The sequence below is a fragment of the Rheinheimera sp. NSM genome, assembly GCF_052380015.1.
GTDB lineage: Bacteria > Pseudomonadota > Gammaproteobacteria > Enterobacterales > Alteromonadaceae > Alishewanella.
On sequence record NZ_JBQTCI010000003.1, the window covers coordinates 429,802 to 451,136 of the forward strand.

The 21,335-nt window shown below is 51.0% G+C and carries 21 protein-coding genes; 12 read left to right on the forward strand and 9 right to left on the reverse strand.

What is annotated here, in order from left to right; all coding sequences use genetic code 11:
* Positions 1–7: 7 nt before the first annotated feature.
* On the forward strand, positions 8–1,735 hold the full coding sequence (locus tag ACTZWV_RS11330) for a proline--tRNA ligase (RefSeq protein WP_444786653.1): 1,728 nt from the start codon (positions 8–10) through the stop codon (positions 1,733–1,735).
* Between the two features lie 61 nt (positions 1,736–1,796).
* Here the strand turns inward: ACTZWV_RS11330 and ACTZWV_RS11335 are convergent, their stop codons facing one another.
* Entirely contained in the window at positions 1,797–3,209 is a 1,413-nt protein-coding gene (locus ACTZWV_RS11335; protein ID WP_444786654.1) for a sodium-dependent transporter, read from the reverse strand.
* Between the two features lie 200 nt (positions 3,210–3,409).
* Between ACTZWV_RS11335 and ACTZWV_RS11340 the strand changes: the two genes are divergently transcribed.
* Positions 3,410–3,709, forward strand: coding sequence for a YciI family protein (locus tag ACTZWV_RS11340; protein ID WP_444786655.1), 300 nt, complete (start codon positions 3,410–3,412; stop codon positions 3,707–3,709).
* A gap of 24 nt (positions 3,710–3,733) precedes the next feature.
* Positions 3,734–4,750, forward strand: a complete 1,017-nt coding sequence (gene galE, locus ACTZWV_RS11345) for a UDP-glucose 4-epimerase GalE (RefSeq protein WP_444786656.1) — start codon at positions 3,734–3,736, stop codon at positions 4,748–4,750.
* On the opposite strand, the gene ACTZWV_RS11350 is transcribed toward galE, so the two are convergent.
* The gene (locus ACTZWV_RS11350) at positions 4,747–5,391 is read right to left on the reverse strand and encodes a response regulator (protein ID WP_444786657.1); all 645 of its coding nucleotides are present in this window, start codon (positions 5,389–5,391) and stop codon (positions 4,747–4,749) included. The genes galE and ACTZWV_RS11350 overlap by 4 nt on opposite strands.
* Positions 5,384–6,526: a sensor histidine kinase gene (locus tag ACTZWV_RS11355; RefSeq protein WP_444786658.1), complete on the reverse strand. Its 1,143-nt coding sequence runs from the start codon at positions 6,524–6,526 to the stop codon at positions 5,384–5,386. The genes ACTZWV_RS11350 and ACTZWV_RS11355 overlap by 8 nt, the downstream gene beginning before the upstream one ends.
* Positions 6,527–6,654: 128 nt before the next feature.
* On the opposite strand from ACTZWV_RS11355, the gene ACTZWV_RS11360 reads away from it, so the two are divergent.
* Entirely contained in the window at positions 6,655–7,419 is a 765-nt protein-coding gene (locus ACTZWV_RS11360) for a hypothetical protein (protein WP_444786659.1), read from the forward strand.
* A 48-nt stretch (positions 7,420–7,467) separates the two neighbouring features.
* On the forward strand, positions 7,468–8,277 hold the full coding sequence (locus tag ACTZWV_RS11365; protein WP_444786660.1) for an SDR family oxidoreductase: 810 nt from the start codon (positions 7,468–7,470) through the stop codon (positions 8,275–8,277).
* Here ACTZWV_RS11365 and ACTZWV_RS11370 read toward each other — a convergent pair.
* Positions 8,274–9,020: a sulfite exporter TauE/SafE family protein gene (locus ACTZWV_RS11370; protein WP_444786661.1), complete on the reverse strand. Its 747-nt coding sequence runs from the start codon at positions 9,018–9,020 to the stop codon at positions 8,274–8,276. The genes ACTZWV_RS11365 and ACTZWV_RS11370 overlap by 4 nt on opposite strands.
* 136 nt (positions 9,021–9,156) lie before the next feature.
* Here ACTZWV_RS11370 and ACTZWV_RS11375 point away from each other — a divergent pair, with 136 nt between their 5' ends.
* Positions 9,157–9,978 (forward strand): formylglycine-generating enzyme family protein, encoded by an 822-nt coding sequence (locus ACTZWV_RS11375; RefSeq protein WP_444786662.1) that lies wholly within the window; start codon positions 9,157–9,159, stop codon positions 9,976–9,978.
* Between the two features lie 361 nt (positions 9,979–10,339).
* Here ACTZWV_RS11375 and rluB read toward each other — a convergent pair whose 3' ends face one another.
* Genes rluB through rnm form a run of 5 tightly spaced genes read right to left on the reverse strand, consistent with a single transcriptional unit; the run spans position 10,340 to position 14,316 of the window.
* Positions 10,340–11,350 carry a 23S rRNA pseudouridine(2605) synthase RluB gene (gene rluB, locus ACTZWV_RS11380; protein WP_444786663.1) on the reverse strand — a complete coding sequence of 337 codons (1,011 nt, stop codon included), beginning with the start codon at positions 11,348–11,350 and terminating at the stop codon, positions 10,340–10,342.
* Complete coding sequence (gene scpB / locus ACTZWV_RS11385; RefSeq protein WP_444786664.1) at positions 11,350–11,934, reverse strand: SMC-Scp complex subunit ScpB; 585 nt, start codon at positions 11,932–11,934, stop codon at positions 11,350–11,352. Before scpB ends, rluB begins: the two co-directional genes overlap by 1 nt.
* Entirely contained in the window at positions 11,934–12,761 is an 828-nt protein-coding gene (locus ACTZWV_RS11390) for a segregation and condensation protein A (RefSeq protein ID WP_444786825.1), read from the reverse strand. The genes scpB and ACTZWV_RS11390 overlap by 1 nt, the downstream gene beginning before the upstream one ends.
* Before the next feature lie 31 nt (positions 12,762–12,792).
* On the reverse strand, positions 12,793–13,413 hold the full coding sequence (locus ACTZWV_RS11395) for an L-threonylcarbamoyladenylate synthase (protein ID WP_305552986.1): 621 nt from the start codon (positions 13,411–13,413) through the stop codon (positions 12,793–12,795).
* A 45-nt stretch (positions 13,414–13,458) separates the two neighbouring features.
* Complete coding sequence (rnm, locus tag ACTZWV_RS11400) at positions 13,459–14,316, reverse strand: RNase RNM (RefSeq protein WP_444786665.1); 858 nt, start codon at positions 14,314–14,316, stop codon at positions 13,459–13,461.
* Between the two features lie 379 nt (positions 14,317–14,695).
* Between rnm and ACTZWV_RS11405 the strand changes: the two genes are divergently transcribed.
* Genes ACTZWV_RS11405 through trpA form a run of 6 tightly spaced genes read left to right on the forward strand, consistent with a single transcriptional unit; the run spans position 14,696 to position 21,297 of the window.
* Positions 14,696–16,312: an anthranilate synthase component 1 gene (locus ACTZWV_RS11405; RefSeq protein WP_444786666.1), complete on the forward strand. Its 1,617-nt coding sequence runs from the start codon at positions 14,696–14,698 to the stop codon at positions 16,310–16,312.
* A complete protein-coding gene (locus ACTZWV_RS11410) occupies positions 16,312–16,896 on the forward strand; it encodes an aminodeoxychorismate/anthranilate synthase component II (protein WP_444786667.1) in 585 nt (194 codons plus the stop codon). The genes ACTZWV_RS11405 and ACTZWV_RS11410 overlap by 1 nt, the downstream gene beginning before the upstream one ends.
* 2 nt (positions 16,897–16,898) lie before the next feature.
* A complete protein-coding gene (gene trpD, locus ACTZWV_RS11415; RefSeq protein WP_444786668.1) occupies positions 16,899–17,933 on the forward strand; it encodes an anthranilate phosphoribosyltransferase in 1,035 nt (344 codons plus the stop codon).
* Positions 17,926–19,317 (forward strand): bifunctional indole-3-glycerol-phosphate synthase TrpC/phosphoribosylanthranilate isomerase TrpF, encoded by a 1,392-nt coding sequence (gene trpCF / locus ACTZWV_RS11420; RefSeq protein WP_444786669.1) that lies wholly within the window; start codon positions 17,926–17,928, stop codon positions 19,315–19,317. The genes trpD and trpCF overlap by 8 nt, the downstream gene beginning before the upstream one ends.
* The gene (gene trpB / locus ACTZWV_RS11425; RefSeq protein WP_444786670.1) at positions 19,310–20,500 is read left to right on the forward strand and encodes a tryptophan synthase subunit beta; all 1,191 of its coding nucleotides are present in this window, start codon (positions 19,310–19,312) and stop codon (positions 20,498–20,500) included. Before trpCF ends, trpB begins: the two co-directional genes overlap by 8 nt.
* Entirely contained in the window at positions 20,497–21,297 is an 801-nt protein-coding gene (gene trpA / locus ACTZWV_RS11430) for a tryptophan synthase subunit alpha (protein WP_444786671.1), read from the forward strand. Before trpB ends, trpA begins: the two co-directional genes overlap by 4 nt.
* The last annotated feature ends 38 nt before the right edge of the window (positions 21,298–21,335 follow it).

Consider the following 21,335-nt stretch of genomic DNA (forward strand, 5'->3'; position numbering starts at 1 on the left):
GAATACGATGCGCAGCAGTCAGTACTTACTATCCACTATCAAAGAAACACCGGCCGATGCTGAAGTGATCAGCCATAAATTAATGCTGCGCGCCGGCATGATCCGTCGCGTCGCCTCCGGCATGTACACTTACCTACCCACCGGCGTGCGGGTATTGCGCAAAGTTGAGCACATTGTACGCGAAGAGATGAACAAAGCCGGTGCCATTGAGGTACTAATGCCAATGGTGCAACCGGCAGAGCTGTGGCAGGAATCCGGCCGCTGGGACAAGATGGACGCCGAGCTGCTGCGCTTTAAAGACCGCCACACGCGTGACTTTGTGCTGGGCCCAACCCACGAAGAAGTGATCACCGACCTGGTAAGGCGCGAAATTACCAGTTACAAACAACTGCCACTGAACCTGTATCAAATTCAGACCAAATTCCGTGACGAGCGCCGGCCACGTTTTGGTGTAATGCGTGCGCGTGAATTCCTAATGAAAGACGCTTACTCGTTTCATTTATGCCAGGACAGCCTGCAGCAAACTTACGATGCCATGTATCAGGCCTATTGCAATATCTTCACCCGCTTAGGGCTGGATTTTCGCCCGGTACTGGCCGACACCGGCGCTATCGGCGGCAGTATGTCGCATGAATTCCATGTGCTGGCTGCTTCCGGCGAAGATGCTATCGCGTTTTCAGATGAAAGCGATTACGCCGCTAATATTGAAATGGCCGAAGCCCTGGCCCCTGCAGGTGAGCGCGGCGCTGCGACACAAACTCTGGCAGAAGTTGCCACACCCAATGCCAAAACCGTGGCCGATGTCGCGGCACTGTTGCAACAAGATATGGCACTGGTAAGCAAAACTCTGATTGTCTATGCAGCCAAAGCCGATGATAAAGCGCCGCAAACCCTGGTGGCACTGGTGCTGCGGGGCGACCACGAGCTGAACGAAATTAAAGCCGAAAAACTGCCGCAGGTACAAAGCCCGCTGGTGTTTGCTTCTGAAGAAGAAATTCGCGCAGCCATTGGCGCAGGCCCGGGCTCACTCGGGCCGGTTGGCATGCCGCTGCCGGTTATTGTTGATCGCAGCGCAGCGCATTTAAGTGACTTTATCTGTGGTGCCAATAAAGATAGCTATCACTTAACCGGCGTAAACTGGGATCGTGATATTAAAGACTACAGCGTAGCCGATTTACGTAATATCGTTGAAGGCGATGCCAGCCCCTGTGGCAAAGGTAAGCTGGTAATTAAACGCGGTATTGAAGTGGGCCATATCTTCCAACTGGGCGATCGCTATTCACAGGCGTTAAAGGCCGGCGTGCTAAACGAAGAAGGCAAACACCAGATCATGACCATGGGCTGTTATGGTGTCGGCGTGTCGCGCATTATTGCCGCTGCTATTGAGCAAAACCACGATGAAAACGGCATTATCTGGCCCGATGCCATAGCCCCGTTTCAAATTGCGTTAATACCAATGAATATGCATAAATCGGTACGGATTGAAGAAGCCACAGTACGTTTATATAACGAGCTGACTGCAGCGGGTTTTGAAGTGCTGTTTGACGATCGTAAAGAGCGGCCGGGCGTAATGTTTGCCGATATGGAGCTAATGGGTATTCCGCATAGTATCGTCGTTGGCGAGCGTAATCTGGATAACCAGCAAGTGGAATATAAAAACCGTCGCAGCGGCGAAAAAGAGATGTTGGATATTCCATCTGTGGTTGCTGCCATGCAGCAAAAGCTGGCAAAGTAAGCCGGTTTTCAACAATAAAAAAGGCAGCGAATTCGCTGCCTTTTTTATTTTCGCGCTTACATCAAAACAGCAGGTTTTTACCGAAGAAAATCGTCGATACGGTATTCACGAATATCACGGCCAGGATCAGCGGGATAAAGGTGCCCAACGAGAAGTTAACGTATTTTTGCAGTAATGAACCGGCAAAGGTGCTGTTACCCTGGCTGATTTCAGCGTCCAGATTATGCTTCTTCCAGCGGTAGATTACGAACAAGCACAACAGCAGGCCGTTAAGCGGCAATATGGTTTCGTAGAAGATGTCGTATACCAGGTCGAAGAAAGATTTACTCACACCACCGTAGCTTAGCAGGTTGCTGAAAAACTCTACCCGACCAAAAGACAACGCACTAATCACGGCCAATGTAATCATGGCTGCGCCCAAAGAAAACAGCGCGGTGCGCCGGCTTACACCTTTTTGGTCCATTAAACTGCATACCGGCACTTCGATAATGGACACCAGGGACGTTAACGCCGCAAAGAACACCAGCAGGAAAAAGAAACCGGCAATAAAACTGGCACCGAAATAACCAATATCAGCCTGCATAGCTAAGAAGATTTTCGGCAGGAAAGTAAAAATCATACTGATGCTGGACTCAGACAAGGTGCTCAGCTGTATATCCGGATTAAACGAGAATACCGCCGGCAGTATCAATAAGCCGGAGCAACAAGCTACCAGTACCGACAAGCCTGCCACCATTTTACCGGCGTGCACAATATTGTTGTTTTTCTGAATGTACGAGCCATAGGTAATTAAAATACCCATTGCCAGCGACAGCGAGAAAAACGCCTGCGCCAGGGCGCCGTTTAATACCTTGCCGGTAAGTTTATCAAACTCGGGAATAAGGAAAAACTTCACCCCCAGCATGGCATTATCCAAAGTCATTACGTAAATAACCAAGGCAATCAGCATAATAAACAGCATCGGCATTAATACCCGCGCGGCTTTTTCAATACCCTGCTTTACCCCGCCTTGCAGGATAAAAAAGGTTAAACCAATTACCACGGCCATATAGACAAACAGCTCGTTGCTGTTAATAAAGTTGCCAAAGCTGTCCGGCCCGGCCAGCTCGTTCAGCTGCCCCATCACCGATTTACCCAGGTAACCAAAAATCCATACCGTGATTACCAGATAAAACACGCCTATCATAAAAGGCGTAATGACCGACATCCAGCCCACGGTGCGCCAGGCACGGTTGCGGCCTATTTCGGTATAAGCACCCAACGGGTTTTGCCGCGTATGGCGGCCCAGACTCATCTCGGCCAGCATCACCGGCAAACAGATAAAAAAGACAAAAAAGGCATACATAATTAAAAAGGCGGCGCCGCCGTTTTTACTGGCCATTACCGGAAAGGCGACCAGATTACCGATACCTACAGCTGAACCGGCTGCTGCCAGTACAAAGCCGAGGCTGGAACTGAATTGTTCACGTTTCATTGCTACGCGGACTCCCTGAATTTCTCTTATTAGAATGCCGGTGCTGTGCCCGGTTATTGTTATAGCGCTCTGCATGCTAACAGGCTGTTGCAGCAAATCCTAGCCTGTACTGCTCCGATGCGTTCAATGTCGTTGGAACAAGGCCGGGGATCTGCTATCGTGCGCCGGTGAAAACAGGCTCTGCAGAAGGACAGCCCACTATGTTTTATATGATTTACTCCGAAGATGTCGCTGACAGTTTAGAAAAACGCCTGGCTACGCGGCCGGCACATATCGCCCGCTTAGAGCAACTGAAAAACCAGGGCCGCCTGTTACTGGCCGGGCCAACGCCGGCAATAGATAGCGCAGACCCGGGGGCCGCCGGCTTTAGCGGCTCTTTGGTCGTAGCAGAATTTGCCTCGTTAACCGAGGCGCAAAGCTGGGCTGATGCCGACCCATATCTGGCTGCCGGCGTGTATGAGCGCTCAACGGTAAAGCCGTTTAAAAAAGTACTGCCATAAGGCAACAGTAGCAAGGACAGTGGCATGAGTTACATTTTACTTACCGGTGGTGCCGGTTATATCGGCAGCCACACTGCGCTGGAGCTGTTAAACGCCGGCTTTAAGGTGCTGAGCTTTGATAACTTCAGCAACAGCTCAGATGCCGCGCTAAAGCGCGTTGAGCAGCTTAGCGGCAAGCCAGTCGTTAGCATAAAAGGCGATATCCGCGATGAAGCGGCACTGCGCCAACTGTTTAGCGACTACAACATCAGTGCCGTGGTGCATTTTGCCGGACTTAAAGCCGTGGGCGAATCGACACAAATACCGCTGCATTATTACGACAATAATGTTGCCGGCACCGTTACGCTGTGCCGTATCATGCGGGAATCTGGTGTTAAAAAGCTGGTGTTCAGCTCTTCCGCTACCGTGTACGGCGATGCCAAACAAGTGCCAATCCCGGAAACTGCGCCCCGCTCTGCCACTAACCCTTATGGCCAGAGCAAGCTGATGATAGAACATATTCTTGAGGATTTAGTGCAGGCTGAACCCGATTGGGGTATTAGCCTGCTGCGCTACTTTAACCCGGTAGGTGCGCATGACAGCGGCCGGATTGGCGAAGATCCCAACGGCATCCCCAATAATCTGATGCCATTTATTTCCCAGGTGGCAGTGGGTAAGCGCGAAAAACTCAGCGTATTTGGTGCTGACTATCCCACTCATGACGGCACCGGCGTACGTGACTATATTCATGTGGTCGATTTAGCCCGCGGCCATGTTAAAGCGCTGCAATATCTGCAACAGCATAGCGGTATCGAGGCGATAAACCTCGGCACTGGCACAGGTTACAGCGTATTGGATATGGTTAATGCTTTTAGCCACGTCAATAACATTGCTGTGCCATACCAGATAGCACCACGCCGGCCGGGCGATATTGCCACTTGCTATGCGGAGCCGGGTAAAGCCCAAAAACTACTAGGCTGGCAGGCAGAAAAAACGCTGGATGATATGGTGCGCGACAGCTGGCGCTGGCAGTCAGCTAACCCTAATGGCTATAAAAGCTAGCTGATCAACCCCAGCTCCAGTGCCAGCAATACCGCTCGGGTGCGATCGCGCACCCCCAGCTTAGACAATATTGCTGAGCACTGGTTTTTTACCGTCCCTTCAGATTTATACAAGGCCGCGGCAATTTCCTTATTGCTATACCCTGCCGCCATCAGCTGCAGAATTTCCAGCTCTTTATCACTTAGCGGCTCAAGCTGTACCGGCATAGTGAAGTTGGTGCTGTTGCTGCGTACACTGCCAAGCAGGCGTTCGGTAATATTCGGCGCAAACCAGCTGCCCCCCTCTGTTAAGGTAGCGATCGCCTGCACTAAAGTATCCAGCGACACATCTTTTAATAAAAAGCCGCGTGCACCCAAGATAATACTCTGTAATACCAATTCATGTTCATCAAAGGTGGTCAGAATCAGCACCGGTATACTAATCCCCGCCTGTTTTAACGCCGCCAACGTTTGTACACCATTCATCAGCGGCATGGATAAATCCAGCAGTATCACATCTGGCACAAACTCACCACATGCCGCTATCACGCCGGTACCGTCAGCACATTCGCCTACTACCTCTACTTTGCCCGACAGACCAAGCAAACTTTTAATGCCATCGCGGATCAATTTCTGATCATCTACCAGCAACACCTTATGCATTGTCACCCTCCATGTAGGGCAAAGTTATTCTAAGTTGCATTGCCTGCTGTACTTTACCCAACTGCAAACTGCCGCCGCACTCAATCAATCGCTCCTGCATGCCGGCTATACCATTACCCGGCTGCCAGTGTTGTGACAAATTGCCATTGTCATAAATTATTACCTGCAGTTGTTGCTGTGCTACACAGGCCGTAATATTCACTACAGTGGCACCACTGTGCTTTAAGCTGTTGCTAATCGCCTCCTGCACAATACACAACAGATGCTGCGCTTGCTGTAGGTCATTAAGCATAATATCGGCAGGGATCTGCAGTTTTACCTTAAGTTGCTCTGGCAGTAATCGTGTTAACGAGCTTATCGCATCAAGTAGCGGGACATCCGCATACCGGCGCATAGTGCTTACCGCTTCCCGGACATCGGCCAACAACAGTTTCGCCAACTGATGACATTTATCCACCTGCACTTTGGCTTCACCGTCCGTTAAATGGCCGGCTACCTGCAGTTGTATTGTCAGCGCAGTTAAATGATGCCCTACCAGATCGTGCAAGTTGCGGGCAATACGGGTGCGCTCACTCTGGCGAGAAGCCGCCTGCAGTAATTGTTGAGTCGCCAGCAATTGCTGATGCTTTTGTTCCAGCTCTTCTTTGGCCGCTTCAGCATCGCGGCTGGCACTTTGCACCAACACAGCAAACAAATGAAAACTGCCATACAACAAGGCGCTGATCCAGGTACTGCTGCCGCTCTGCCAGGCTACCACACTATACCAGGTTGCCACTACCGCTACCGCCAGCAGCATGGCAAGGCCGGTGCGCATCACAAAAGGCAACATAGCCGCCCAGATAATGGTCAGGATGGATAAAAACTCAAAATTGCGTCCCGGCAGCAGCCACAGCAGGCCAAACGCCACACCTAATTGCAACAGCAACAGTGCCGCACCATAACGACCACGCAGCGCAAAATAACCCTGCTCGCGGGTTAACAGCCAAAACAGGCCACCGTATGCAATAAACAGCACATGCACTAACAGCTGGCTTTGGCCTGGCGCCGTTTTTTGCAACAGGTGATAGCTGATGCCATACACCAGCAGCCAGGTCAACACACCGGCCAGGGTGGCAAAATCAAATTTTCGTTTCATCAACGCATTATGCGTAACAAAAAAATAACTGCAATAGGCCGGAAGTCATAGTGAAAAGTCCTGACTTTCGACACCTGTGTCAATACAACCCCTGGCGTAAGCTGCTGTTATCAATCAAGGGGGTTATCATGTCAACGTTTCATACCACGCTGTTGTATCTGCATATTGCGCTGGGCGCTGTTGCTCTTGTTTTATACTGGGTACCTATTGTTACCCGCAAAGGTAGCGCCTTACATATTAAAGCCGGCAAAGTATTTTACTATCTTATGTTAACCGTTGCCGGCTCAGGCATAGTGCTTAGTGTTATCGGTTTAGCTGATCCTGTAGGGATATACACCGCGGGAAAACAAATGACCAGCGAGCAAATTGCACGCATGTTGGTATGGCGAGTGCCGGTGTCGCAGTTTTTACTGCTGTTAAGTTTACTGACCTGGGTTACCGTGCGTCATGCCATTGGTGTGCTGCGGACCAAAAGCGACAGGCGTATACTGCGGCGTTGGTTTTATCAAGGGCCGGTGTTATTGCTGTTTCCGACCGCATTGTATGTGGCATATCAGGGTATAACAGTGGGCATGCCACTGCTGATCATTTTTGCTGTCGTCAGCCTTATCACTGCCAGCACTATCAGCTTTTATGTGTACAAAGCGGAAATACAACCACGCGCCTGGATTATTGAACACTTCAGCTCCATGGTAGGCAGCGGCATTGCGGTTTACACCGCGTTTTTTGCAGCCGGCGGCCGGCGCATGCTGTCGCAGTGGTTACCCGGTGAATGGCAACTGGTTAGTTGGCTGGCGGCACCGGTTATTGGTATAAGCGCAATGATGCTGCTAAGCGGTTATTACAAGCGCAAATATAAAGTGCAGCCTGACAGGGCTTTACAACAGGCTTAAAGCTGGCTTAATGTCGTGCAAACTGTAAGCACAGGACAACAAATTCAAATGGCTGTCACCAACACGGCAATACGCAACAAAGTAATTTGGATAACCGGCGCTTCCGGTGGCATTGGCGAAGCACTGGCCCGCGAGCTGGCAGCCGATGGCGCCAGGCTGGTGCTAAGCGCCAGACGCCACAGCGAGCTGGAGCGGGTGCGCGCCAGTTTAGCCAATAGTGCACAACACTTACTGTTGCCGTTAGATATTACCGACGGTGCTGCCGTTACCTCTGCCATTGACACCGTAAAACAACAGATTGGCGGTCTGGACTGGCTAATTAATAACGCCGGCATCAGCCAGCGTGCGCTGATCACCGACACCACAAGTGATACCGACCGCAAGCTGTTTGAAGTGGATTATTTTGCTCAGGTGAATTTGACCCGTCAGGCGCTGCCGCTGCTATTGACCGACGGCGGTGGCAAGGTGGTGTTCGTCTCATCTGTCGCAGGCCTGGTCGGCACCCAATATCGCGGCAGTTATTCCGCTGCCAAAGCGGCCCTGCATTTATGGGCTAATAGCCTGCGTGCTGAACTGTTTGAGCAAGGCTTAAGTGTGGCCACTATCTTCCCGGGTTTTGTTAAAACCGATGTATCACTTAACGCCTTAACCGGCGATGGCAGTGCCCTTGGCCAGATGGACGACGCCCAGGCCAATGCGATGAGCGCAGAAACCTTTGCCGAACAAGCAGTAAAGGCGCTGCTAAAAGATAAAAACTATATTGTGATAGGCGGCTTAAAAGAGCGCTTAGCCGCGCTGGTGTCCAGGCTATCGCCGGAATTACTGTATAAAATGATACGTAAAAGCAAAGTGCGTTAACTGCTCAGAGCCTGATAAATCAGCCGCAAACCCAATAGCAACATGCTGATACTAATCAGGTGATAAAACGCTTTTTCGCTGAATTTATGTTGTAACACTATGCCAAGCTTTACCCCAAGCCACACCAATGGCAGGCTGAGTAAGGCATAACCAAACAGTGTGGTATTAAGCTGCCCAAGCAATAAGTACGGTGGCAATTTAAGCAGATTAACCACTGCAAAAAACACCACAGCAGTGGCCAGATATTGCGATTTCGCTAAGTGTTGCGGTAATAAATACATATTCAGCGGCGGCCCGCCGGCATGGGCGACAAAGCTGGTAAAGCCACTTAGCGCGCCGAGTACCCGGCCAGCCCAGGGCGAGGTTAAACGCGATTGATTCACCAGCTTTAGCAGCATATTCAGCGCAAATAGCAGCGTAATTATCCCCAGTAGTAAGCGTAAACCCGCCTCATCTAACCAGCCAAAGCTGATGTAACCCAGCACTATACCCAGCAGCGCCGCCGGCAGTAACAGCTTTAAATGGTGCATACTATGCTGCCCCCACCACTGGCGCAGGCTTAGTACATCAGCAATGATTAAAATCGGTAGTAATAACGCTGCTGCCTGCGCCGGGCTTAAAACCTGCGACATCAAAGGCACGGTAATACCACCAATAGCACCGGCAAAACCGGATTTGGAAATACCGGTTAGTACTACCGCTACGGCGATAATCAGCAAGGTGATTGTATCGATATCAGGCACTATTCAACCTTGTTTTAATAAGCGTTTTCTATTACAAACATTCTCTGAAAATAACAAGCATATCCGTGGGAACCTTAAACCGGGTTATCGTTACATAGTTTTATTCCCGGTTACAGCGTTAATGAATAGGAAGAATATGTCATTGCCTGCAAAAGCATTCGCAGTGTTAATACTGCCTTTATCGATCGCTTCATGTAGCGAAAGCACCTCTTATACTGCTGAGTTTTTTACCGATAAACTCAGCGACGGTACCAGTGGTCCACAGCTAAGTATTATTCCAGCGGGGAAAGGTGTTGCTGGTGAAGAATATACTACTTCAATCGGTTATCTTGGCCCGCAGCGCAGCATAAAAAACAACACGGCTTTTGCTATAAACCGCGCTGAAGTTACTTTTGCCCAATACGACAAATTTGCTAACGCCACTAATCGCGCCTTACCGGATGACAGAGGCTGGGGTCGTGGCGATATGCCGGTAATTAATGTCAGTTGGATGGACGCAACGGCCTACGCTAAATGGTTAACGGAGCAAACTAACCAGTACTACCGCTTACCGTCGGAAACCGAGTGGGAATATGCCGCCAGAGCAGGAACAAAAACGGTGTATTGGTGGGGCGAAGAGTACATTCAAAGTAAAGAACACTGTGATCGCGATATAGGTGGCTGTACAGCCGGCACCGAAGCAGCGCAGCCATGGATATCCGGGCGCTATAGCGCAAACCCTTATGGCCTGTATGACGTGTCATCTAATGTGGCGGAGTGGGTGCTGGATTGCGATGAGGAAAAAATTCGTTCAAATGATACAACACCGGTAAAAACAGGCAATTGTGAAAACCGGGTTGTCAAAGGTGGCAGTTATTCAGACCGGGCACACAACACAAGGTTATCCGCCCGGGATGCTTTATCTATTGACGCTAAATACCCATCAGTTGGCTTCAGGTTGGTAAGGGAAGTTTACTGATGAAAATACTTGAATGCCCAGCCTGCAAACATAAAGTAAATTTAAAGCTGGCTGCAGCAACTAAAAAACTTAACGGTATTTTTATGCTGCAATGTGCTAATTGTCAGCAATGGAGCCATGAGAACCGCAAGGCGGCAGTGGTAAAAAACCTTGGTTTAATACTACTGCTAACCGGCTCGGTGATGGGATATTTTCAGCTTGGCGGCATTATCACGGGCCCGTTGATTGCCTTTGCCGGTGGATTAATAGCTGTGGCTACTATGTTCACAGTACCCAGAACAATTTACACAAACGCTTAGCTGCGGCTGTAATACTCTTTAGACACAACAAAGGCGCTTTACGCGCCTTTGTTGTATCTCACTTAACCTCTGCCTTCACGGCTGGGCTTTTTACCGTTAGGCTGCCGTTGTGGTTTGCCTTTAGGCTTGGCCGGGCCTCTGCGCCCTGCCGGTTTGTTGCCATCCGGTTTTGCCGGCCGGGTTTCTGTTGGCTTGCGCTCTTTCGGTGTACGCTCCGGCGTTTTGGCAGCGATATCATGCTTACGCACCGCGCGCTTCATGCTGGCCATACGGCGACGACGCTCGTCTCTGTCTTCCGGTTTTACTAAGGTGGCTACCTCCGGCGCTAAACTGACTAACTTACGCAGGTAGTTAACATCCTCCAGCGGGTATTCGGCATAGCCACCGGCCGGTAGGTGTTTGGGCAGCAGTAAATCGCCATAACGCACGCGAATAAGCCGGCTGACTACCGCGCCCTGTGATTCCCACATCCGGCGCACTTCACGGTTGCGGCCTTCGGTTAATACCACATGGAACCAGCGGTTAATGCCTTCGCCCGGCAGGGCTTTAATTTTTTTGAAGTTAGCTTTGCCGTCTTCCAGTTCAACGCCGGTGCGCAAACGCTGGATCATCGCATCGTTAACATCGCCAAATACCCGTACCGCGTATTCACGCTCTACTTCAAATTTGGGGTGCATCAGGCGGTTGGCCAGTTCACCGTCGGTGGTAAACAACAATAAACCTGAGGTATTAATATCAAGGCGGCCAATGGCTATCCAGCGTGCGCCTTTAATGTTTGGCAAGCGCGAGAACACTGTGGGGCGTCCTTCCGGATCGGTGCGCGAGCAAATTTCACCTTCCGGTTTGTGGTACGCCAGTACACGGCAAATTTGCTCGGCTTCGCTGGCAATTTGCACCGGGTGGCCGTCTACCCGTACTTGTTGAGTGGGGCTGATACGATCGCCTAACGTGGCCGGTTTACCATCTACGGTAACCCTGCCACCGCTTATCCACTCTTCCATTTCGCGGCGTGAACCTACGCCGGCGCGGGCCAATACTTTTTGTAGCTTTTCACTTGCGACTTTTTCACTCATTAGTGCAATTCTCCTGTCGTCACGACGGTGTCAGCCAGATCCAGGCTAATGGCCTGAAATTCCGGCAAAGGGGGTAATTGGTTTAAATGTTTCAAACCAAAGTAATCTAAAAACTCTTTTGTAGTGGCGTATAAACCCGGCCGGCCTGGCACTTCTTTATGACCAACCACCTTAACCCAGTTGCGATCGAGTAAGGTGCGCATAATCTGGCTGCTTACCGACACGCCGCGAATATCTTCTATTTCACCGCGGGTAATGGGTTGGCGATAAGCGATCAGCGCCAGCGTCTCCAGTACAGCGCGCGAATAACGCGGCGAGCGCTCCGGCCACAGTCTGGCTAAATAGTCACTCAGCTCAGGTTTGGTAATAAAGCGATAGCCAGATGCAGTCTCAGTTAAGGTAACACCGCGGCCGGCGTAATCCTGCATCAGCCGTGCAAGGGTGTCGGTCAGGCGTTTTTTGCTGACATTAAAGCCATCCAACACTGTGCTTTGTAAATCGTCGCTGCTCAGTGGCTTGTCGGCGGCAAAAATCGCCGCTTCCACCAGTTGCATCAGCTGCACATCATTAATTTTATCCGCCATTATGCCTCACCAGCTTTGAGTTTGACATGAATTTGGCCATAGGCTTCCACCTGAATAATCTCTACCAGCTTTTCTTTGGTTAGCTCCAGCATAGCTAAAAAGGTTACCACTACCCCTTCGCGGCCTTCTGTTACATCAAAACAGCCGGAAAACGCCAGATAGCCATTGTGTTGGCTAAGTAAATCCAGAATACGGCTCATACGTTCACGGGTCGATAAATGCTCGCGCTTAATATGATGGTGCTGAAAGTCTTTTGCCCGCTTTACAATGTCTTTCAGTGCCAGGCTAAGTTCGGCCAGTTCAACATCGGGTAAAATCAACAGCGGTGCAAAGTTATCCGCCGGCACGGCATTGGCATTAAAGTGATCGCGCTCATCGCGCGGCAGGCTGTCGAGCTCAGTGGCGGCCTGTTTAAATACCTCGTATTCCTGCAGGCGGCGGATCAGCTCAGCCCGCGGATCAGCCTCTTCGTCTTCCACTTCGCTGTGCCGCGGCAACAATAGGCGTGATTTAATCTCAGCCAGCATCGCCGCCATCACCAGATACTCTGCCGCCAGCTCAAAATTCAGCCCCTGCATCAGGTCAATATATTCCATATATTGCAGCGTAATTTCGTTTACCGGTAAGTCGACAATGTCGAACTTATGTTTGCGGATTAAATACAGCAGAAAATCCAGCGGACCTTCAAAAGCATCAAGCAGAATTTCCAATGCATCCGGCGGAATATACAAATCTTCCGGGCGATCCAGCACCGCTTCGCCACGCACAAAGGCCAGCGGCAGCGGTTGCTGTATGGTCAGGCTATCTGGCAGGTTATCGGGCAACATGTCGCTCAATGTCAGCTCTTAGCGTTAGCGTTTAACGAAACGGCGTGGGGTCGCCACGGCCTTCACGCAACAACACTGGTTCATCGTCCGATAAATCAATCACGGTGGTTGGCGCTTCGCCAATAATGCCGCCATGCATAATTAAATCGACCTGTTTCTCCAACCTGGCACGCATTTCTTCCGGGTCGCTTTCGGCAAACTCCTCTCCTGGTAAAATTAAACTGGTACTGAGTAGCGGTTCACCCAACTCTGCCAGCAGCGCTAACGCCACTTTATTTTCCGGAATGCGCAGGCCTATGGTTTTCTTTTTCTCGTTCAGCAAACGCTTGGGCACTTCTTTGGTACCGCGCAAAATAAAGGTATAAGCGCCCGGGGTATTGTTTTTGATCAGCCGAAAGGCACTGTTTTCTACTTTGGCGTATACCGACAGCTCGGATAAATCACGGCACAGCAGCGTAAAATGGTGATCACCACTGACCTGGCGAATTTGCAAAATACGCTCCATGGCGTTTTTATCGCCGACATGGCAACCCAACGCATAGCCGCTGTCGGTTGGGTAAATAACCACACCGCCCTGCTGAATAATTTGCACCGCTTGTTTAAGCAAACGCTGCTGCGGTGTTTCCGGGTGGATATGAAAAAATTGGCTCATCGTTATTCTTCTTTAAATAGTATTTTCTGTAGTGTTGTTAGCGGCTTAAACACCTTGCGGCTGTAATCCGCTTAGCGGCCAGTTGGCCCACACCGGTATTACATCGTCGGTTAAATATAGGTTTTTTCCGATATCATTCCAAGTTGTTACCTGATGAAAATCAGAACCGACTGACGCCGTTAAGCCGTGTAGTTGGCATAGTGCCCACAGTTCACGTTTTTGTACCGGCGTTTGCTGCGGTGAGATGACTTCTATGGCATCACCACCGGCAGCAGCAAACTGCTCAGCCAGCCGTTTTACCCACTTTGTCGTTAGCTTGTATTTCAGCGGGTGCGCCAGCACAGCCACACCGCCGGCATCGTGGATCCATTCAATAGCCTGCGCCATCTCAACCCAGTTATTCGGTACATAACCAATTTTGCCGCGGCCTAAGTACTTTTTAAACACGCCATCCATCGTACCGGCTTTGCCAATACTCACCAGGTGACGGGCAAAATGGGTACGGGTTAAGGCCGCGCCGTTAGCCAGCTTAAGCACCGCCGGCAATACATCCGGGATCTGGCTTTTCTCTAAACGCCGCGCCATTTCTTCTGCGCGTACTAACCTTGCTTGCTGCTGCGTGGCTAAACGCTGTAAAAACTGTGGGCACTGCGGGTTGATATTTAAGCCAACAATATGAATTTCCAGTTGCTGCCAGGCAGTAGAAATTTCCACGCCGTTAATCAGTTGCAGCGGTAATTGCTGCTCAGTAATGGCATGTTGTGCCGCAGCTAAACCGGCCACCGTGTCATGATCGGTTATGGCCAGCGCATCCACGCCCTTCTCCACCGCACGCGCCACCAAATCGGCAGGCGATAGTACACCGTCAGAGCACAGGGTATGGCTGTGTAAATCAATTTTCATCGGCACCTCAAAATAAGGCCGTTATTGTCGCACAGCACCGGCATATCGCAAAGCAAGCACGTTGGCCATCCGGCCGCTTATACGCTTTTATTTCTGTGTTATAACAAATAAGCACTTGACGCCTGCTACTGTTTTGCGGTTTTATGTCTGGCATAACAAACGAGGTTACTAAAGCTAATGCAATTTATCACAACCCTTAACCTGACTAACTGGTGGTGGCACATTCCCAACGGGCGTGTGTAGGCGTTGTATTAGCTTTAATTACCGAAGCCCGTTTCCACAAGAAGCGGGCTTTTTTTATGTGCCTGCAACACCGTGCGAACCGGCTTAATAAAAAATTGTTTGACTAAATTTATGAATCATAAGGAAAAAGTAAAACATGATTTTTAGCCATATCACCGATACGCCGGGCGAAGTCGCCAGTATCGCCATGCAGCTGCCGTATCACAGCGATGCGCTGTCGTGCTACCGGCAGCTTACGGCACAAAGTCCCTATTCGTTGTTGTTAGAATCCGCCGAGATAGACAGCAAAGATAACTTAAAAAGCCTGCTGTTGATTGATGCGGCGCTGCGGATAGAATGCAACGACCAAACGGTAGTGGTTAAAGCCGTTAGCAACAATGGCGCTGTGTTATTACCCTACCTGGCGGATAAACTCAGTGGCAATGCGGCTGTTGAGCAAAGTAAAGACCAACTGCGCATTACCTATCAGCGCCCGGCTTTATTGCTCGAAGAAAGCGAGCGGCTGCTCTGTGCCAACCCCTTTAGTGTACTGCGCACCTTACAACGTGAGCTTAAATGTCAAAGCGATGAGCCATTCGCGGTATTTTTAGGCGGCGTAATCGGCTACGACATGGTGGCCACCGTTGAGCAGTTGCCTGACGTGCCAACGGCGGAAAACCAGTGCCCGGATTATGTGTTTTATCTGGCAGAAACGCTGTTAGTGCTGGATCATCAAAGCGGCCACAGCCGGCTGGTCGGCAACGTGTTTTGTGGTGAGCAAGCGCCAGCCAACTGTTTTGTTATTGGTAAACGGCTGGAGCAACTCAAGCAGTTGCTGCAAACTCCCGCTGCTGCCACGCCAGCAACAGAAACAGCAGTAAATGCAGAGGTGCAAGTCGATATCAGCGATGCTGATTTTGTGGCGCAAGTGGAAAAACTGAAACAGCATATTGTCGCCGGTGATATTTTTCAGGTGGTGCCATCACGCTGTTTTCGCCTGCCCTGCCCGGATCCGCTGGCCGCCTATGCCCGGTTAAAGCAGCAAAACCCCAGCCCTTATATGTTTTACTTAACAGACTCTGCCTTTACCTTATTTGGCGCTTCGCCCGAGTCGGCGCTGAAGTTTGATGCCAACAGCCGCCAGGTGGAAATTTATCCTATCGCCGGTACGCGGCGGCGTGGTTTTAAAAGCGATGGCAGCATAGATCGTGACCTGGATAGCCGCATTGAGCTGGAGCTGCGCCAGGATGAAAAAGAAAAAGCCGAGCATTTAATGCTGGTCGATTTAGCCCGTAACGACGTGGCGCGTATCAGTGTGCCCGGCAGCCGTTATGTAAAAGAGCTGCTGAAAGTAGACCGCTACTCTTATGTCATGCACCTGGTCTCCCGCGTGGTCGGCACCTTAAAGCCTGAACTTGACGCGCTGCATGCCTACCAGGCCTGTATGAATATGGGCACTTTGGTTGGCGCGCCCAAAGTAAAGGCAGCAGAGCTTATTCGTGGCGTCGAGGGCAAACGCCGTGGCAGCTATGGCGGCGCCGTCGGTTATCTGGCAGGTAACGGTGATTTTGACAGCTGCATTGTGATCCGCTCGGCTTATGTCACCGATAACATGGCTTATATTCAGGCCGGCGCCGGCGTGGTGTTCGACTCTGTCGCCCAAGCCGAAGCCGATGAAACCCGCAGCAAAGCTCAGGCGGTAATCAACGCCATAGTTTCAGCGCATACCAGCTCCATAATGTCAGCGCATAGCAGCGCCGGGAGGAGTAACTGATGGCCGTTATTTATTTACTCGACAATATCGACTCCTTTACCTACAACCTGGTCGATGAATTTGCCCAGCTGGGCTATGCAGTAAAGCTGTATCGCAACACAGTACCGGCTGACTATATTTACCAGCAAATGCAAAGCGAAACCGAACCGGTATTACTGGTACTGTCGCCTGGCCCGGGCAGCCCTGGCCAGGCCGGCTCTATGCCAGCGCTGCTAAAGCTGTGTGAAACACAATTTCCGGTACTGGGCATATGCTTAGGCCACCAGGCCATAGTGGAGCACTTTGGCGGTGTGGTCGGTCGCGCCGGTGAAACCGTACATGGCAAGACTGCAGCGATAACTTTGCAACAGCATCCGTTATTTGCCGGCTTACCTAACCCGTTTTTGGTGGCACGCTATCACTCATTAATGGCCACCGAAATGCCCAACGCCTTAACTTTACTGGCCAATGACCGGCATATTCCAATGGCGGTCATTAACGAGGATAAACGTATGCTGGGGTTTCAGTTTCACCCCGAGTCTATTTTGACCACGCTGGGTAAGCCCTTGTTAAAAAACAGCATTGATTATTTATTGCGAGACTGAAGATGACAGATCCGATATTAGCGACAGTACAGCACAGCCTGACTGGCCAGCCACTAAGCTTCAGCCAGGCCGAGCAGTTTTTTAGCGCAGTAGTAAAAGGCGACGTTGAGCCTGTGCACCTGACGGCGCTGTTGGTGGCGCTAAAAATGCGCGGCGAAACTGCCGATGAAATTGCCGGTGCCGCCAGTGCGCTGCGTGCTGCCGCCACGGCTTTTCCACAACAACTTGCCGGTAGCATCGACTGCTGCGGCACAGGTGGCGATGGCAGCAATACTATTAATATCTCTACTACCGCCGCCATTGTTGGCGCGGCCATGGGCTTAAAAGTGGTAAAACACGGTAACCGCAGCGTATCATCACGCTCCGGCTCGGCCGATTTATTAGAGCAACTGGGTGTTAATATTCAAATGACACCAAAGCAAGCCGCTCAGGCATTAGTAGAATCAAACTGCAGTTTCTTGTTTGCACCGCAATACCATGCCGGAATTAAACATGCGATGCCGGTGCGCAATGCGCTCAAAAGCCGTACGCTGTTTAATCTGTTGGGCCCGTTGGTTAATCCGGCCGCACCGGATTATCAGCTGCTGGGCGTGTACGACCCTAAACTGTGCTCCATCATGGCACAGGCGCTGCAAAAACTGGGCGTAAAACGCGCCTGGGTAGTGCATGGCAGTGGTTGTGATGAAGTGGCGCTGCACGGCACCACCTATGTGTGTGAGCTGAAAGATGGCGAGCTAAACGAGTTTAGTCTGACACCAGATGATTTTGGTGTTGCACTTACCCCGCTATCAGCACTGGCAGGTGGCGAGCCGGCCGACAACGCTGCCGCTACGCTGGCCATTTTGCAAGGCGAAGGCCAAAGCGCGCACAAGGCAGCCGTGGCGATAAATGTGGCGGCAATGCTGAAAATTGCCGGCCTGGGTGATGATTTAAAAGTAAATACCCTGGCGGTGCTGGAACTGTTAAGCAGCAATAAGGCTTTTACTACACTGAGCAACTTTAAACAGCTGAGTCAGCAGGAGACCAGCCATGACTGAGCAAATGCCGAATGTACTGGCAAAGATTGTGGCGCATAAACGCGACGAAGTGGCGCTACTTAAACAGCAACAACCGCTGGCGGCTTTTATCAACGACGTAAAACCCACTGAGCGCCACTTTTTGGCCGCACTTAAGCAACAGGGTCCGCGTTTTATTCTGGAGTGTAAAAAAGCTTCGCCGTCCAAAGGCCTGATCCGTAGTAATTTTAACCTGCAGGAATTAGCTCAGGTATATGGCCAATATGCCGATTGTATTTCGGTACTTACTGATGAGAAATTCTTCCGGGGTAGCTACGATTATTTGCGTACTATGCGCACTTTGGTAGATAAACCGCTGCTGCATAAAGACTTTATTATCGACTGTTACCAGATTTATTTAGGTCGCCACTGCGGTGCCGATGCAGTGCTGCTGATGCTGTCGGTACTGGATGACGAAGAATATCGCCAGCTTGCCGCCACGGCGGCAGAGCTGAATATGACGGTGCTGACCGAAGTCAGCAACGAAGCAGAAACCCTGCGTGCTGTTGCGCTTAACGCTGAGCTTATCGGCATTAATAACCGTGATTTGCGTGACTTAAGCACTAACTTAGCTACCAGCTTTACTCTGGCAAAACTGATCCCACAGGGCAGAACAGTAGTATCAGAGTCCGGCATTTACACTAACCAGCAGGTGCGGCATTTAGCCCGGGTGGCCGAGGCGTTTTTAGTTGGCAGCTCATTAATGGCGCAAGCAGATTTAGCTGCGGCTACACGCAAACTGGTGCTGGGTGAGCATAAAGTTTGTGGCTTAACCCGGCCGGAAGATGCCGCCGCCGCTTATGCGGCCGGCGCTTATTATGGCGGCTTAATTTTTTATCCGCCATCAGCGCGCAACGTTACTCCTGAGCAGGCCGCGGTTGTGCAACAAGCTGCGCCACTGAATTATGTCGGCGTGTTTGTAAATGCAGAAGCTACCGATGTGGCTAAGCTGGCACATACATTAAAGCTGGCAGCCGTGCAGTTACATGGCGAAGAGACTGATGACTACCTGCAACGCTTAAAGCCGTTGTTACCGGCAGATTGCCAGATTTGGAAGGCCTATCGGGTAAAAGAGGCGCTGCCTGGCTTTACGCCACTTGCCGATCGCATTTTGCTCGATGCTTATCATCCTACACAGCATGGCGGCAGCGGTATCAGCTTTAACTGGGCTTTATTAACTGAACAAAAAGCCGCTCAGCCGATAATGCTGGCCGGCGGCTTAAACAGCGATAACTGCCTTGCCGCCGCCAGATTGCCGGTAGCTGGGCTCGATTTCAATTCAGGGCTGGAAACTGCGCCTGGCATCAAAGATGCGGCAAAAATCCGCTCAGCCTTTACACAATTACGGGAGTTTCACTATGAGTGAGCTAAAGCTTAATCCTTACTTTGGCCAGTATGGCGGCATGTTTGTACCGCAACTATTGGTGCCGGCATTAAAACAACTGGAACAAGCCTATGTCGATGCTTTAGAAGACCCGGCCTTTCATGCCGAGTTTCAACAGCTGTTAACCGAATACGCCGGCCGGCCGACGCCGTTAACGCTGTGTCGCAATATTTCGCCGAATCCGTTGGTAAAAATTTACTTAAAACGCGAAGACTTGCTGCACGGCGGCGCACATAAAACCAATCAGGTACTGGGCCAGGCGCTGTTAACCAAACGGATGGGTAAAAAAGAAGTTATCGCCGAAACCGGTGCAGGCCAGCATGGTGTGGCCACGGCCTTAGCTTGTGCGCTACTGGGGCTGAAATGCCGCATTTATATGGGTGCCAAGGATATTGAACGCCAGCAGCCGAACGTATTCCGGATGAAACTGATGGGCGCTACCGTTATTCCGGTAACCAGCGGCAGCGGCACCTTAAAAGATGCGGTAAATGAAGCCATGCGCGACTGGTCAGCCACTTATGACAGTACCCACTATATGCTCGGCACAGCGGCTGGCCCGCACCCGTTTCCGACCATAGTACGTGATTTTCAAAAGATGATTGGCGAAGAAGCCAAGCAACAAATTTTGAAAGCCGAAGGCAAATTGCCCGATGCGGTTATTGCCTGTGTTGGCGGTGGCTCTAATGCTATTGGCATGTTCGCCGATTTTATTGCCGAGGAAGGCGTAAAACTGATTGGCGTTGAACCCGGCGGTAAAGGTATTAACACCCACCAGCACGGCGCAGCGCTGTCTACCGGCAGCTACGGTATTTTGCACGGTGCCTATACTGCTATTATGCAAACCTCTGACGGCCAGATTGAAGAATCCTATTCTATCTCGGCAGGCCTCGACTACCCGGCTGTTGGCCCGCAGCATACGCATTTGCAGCAAATTGGCCGCGCCGAATACGTGGCAATAAATGATGATGAAGCCTTAGCGGCGTTTCAACAACTGGCCAAAAGTGAGGGTATTATTCCGGCGCTGGAAAGCTCGCACGCGCTGGCTTATGCGCTGAAACTGGCGGCGCAGGCAACAGAGCCCACGGTGCTGCTGGTGAATTTATCCGGCCGTGGCGATAAAGACTTAGCCCACGTACACAGTGTATTAGCAGGAGGCAGCCTATGAAGCGCTATCAGCAGATGTTTAACCGCTTAACCAGCGAAGGCCGCGGTGCTTTTGTGCCCTTTGTGACTTTAGGCGACCCCGGCGCAGAGTTATCATTTGAGATTATAAAAACCCTGATAGACGCCGGTGCCGATGCGCTGGAGCTGGGTATTCCGTTTTCCGACCCGATAGCCGATGGCCCGACGATTCAGGGTGCCAATATCCGCGCCCTGGCAGCGGGCGTAACCCCGGCCATCAGTTTTGATATTATCCATAAAATCCGCGCTTATCACGCCACCATTCCTATTGGCTTGTTGTTGTATTCCAATTTGGTAATGGCGCGTGGTATTGATGATTTTTATGCCAAAGCGGCTTCAGCCGGCGTGGATTCCGTATTAATTGCCGATGTGCCGCTGCACGAGAGCAAGCTGTTTCGCCAAAGTGCCATTAAGCATGATATAGCGCCGATTTTTATTGTGCCGCCAAATGTCGATGATGATGACCTGCGCCAGATTGCCTCTTATGGCCGCGGTTATACCTACTTGCTTAGCCGCGCCGGTGTAACCGGTGCAGAAACCGTGGCCGCTATGCCAACCAGCGAACTGATTGCCCGTATTCGCAGCTATAACCCGGCGCCGCCACTGCTGGGCTTTGGTATTTCCACCCCGGCGCATGTCAAAGATGCGATTCAAAGCGGTGCCGCCGGCGCTATCTCGGGCTCAGCCATTGTTAAGCTGATAGAGCAGCATCAGAACGAACCGGCCACCTTACTGGCGCAGTTAAAACAATTTGTCAGTAGCATGAAAGCCGCAACCTAATGCAGTGTTCAGCAGGAATCGGCTTGCTCTAAGTCAAC